Source organism: Virgibacillus carmonensis (genome assembly GCF_057836705.1).
Genome location: NZ_JBYQFJ010000300.1, coordinates 1 through 579 on the forward strand (window position 1 = coordinate 1; position 579 = coordinate 579).

Here is a 579-nt window from a genome sequence, read left to right on the forward strand (position 1 = left end):
GATGGCCTATCATTTCATAAAGCGCCTTATGTCTATCCAATTTAACAAACTTATAGCCATTTCCTGTTTCCACCATAAAGTTATCCAGTTTTCTATCTAAGCTTTCAATTTTTGATTCAAATTCGTTCATCCTTGATTTGAAGTTGTTCAGTTTTCCTTCAAATGATTCAAGTTTCTTTTCAAATCCGTCCTGCTCTTTCCTTAAACCTTCTAAGGATCTTAATATAGCATCTAATTTTGCTTCCACCTCGTAAATACCCCCTTAATTTACAATTATAAACCATGAAATTTCAAAATACTAGTTACAAAATTCAATTAATTGGGTTTTCCTTCCATCAGGTTCTCTTTATTAAGATATGATGTTTTTTATAAAAGAGTACAATATGTTCACCAAAAAGTGGGGCTCAAGCGTTCATTATGCTTGGGTCTTTTCTTTTGCAAGTAAACAAATAGATATACCTTTAGAAATTTCTATCTCCTGATAAGGGATGAAACCAAATTGTTTATACAACCTTATTGCTGGAACATTGTTTGAACCGGTGCTAACGGTATAGCGATCTATGATGCTGTATTTATATT

At 32.1% G+C, this 579-nt stretch carries 1 protein-coding gene; it reads right to left on the reverse strand.

The features are described 5' to 3' along the window. On the reverse strand, positions 1 to 247 hold a 247-nt coding region (locus AC3G7N_RS21985; protein WP_489424245.1), incomplete at its 3' end, for a hypothetical protein. Between the last annotated feature and the right edge of the window lie 332 nt (positions 248 to 579).